This is a genomic window from Duganella caerulea (assembly GCF_040362985.1).
Classification (GTDB): domain Bacteria; phylum Pseudomonadota; class Gammaproteobacteria; order Burkholderiales; family Burkholderiaceae_D; genus Rugamonas; species Rugamonas vulcania.
In genome coordinates, this window is sequence record NZ_BPWJ01000044.1 from 1 (window position 1) to 219 (window position 219).

The 219-nt window shown below is 44.7% G+C and carries 1 tRNA gene; it reads left to right on the forward strand.

The annotated features are described in order from the left end of the window. Positions 1-32: 32 nt before the first annotated feature. Positions 33-108 (forward strand) — tRNA-Ala (locus tag ACUJB0_RS31760). Positions 109-219: the final 111 nt, after the last annotated feature.

The window sequence follows — 219 nt, forward strand, 5'->3', positions numbered from 1 at the left end:
AACCAGCCCTACCAGTTTTATGCAATACCCATGGGGGATTAGCTCAGCTGGGAGAGCACCTGCTTTGCAAGCAGGGGGTCGTCGGTTCGATCCCGTCATCCTCCACCAAAAAGTTCAAACGTAAGTCAGCCGTTACTGGTTGCGATTTAGGTTTGATCTTTTAGAGATCAAGTGCTGTACGTTCTTTAACAATCTGGAAGAAGTAAGTAAATTTTTATT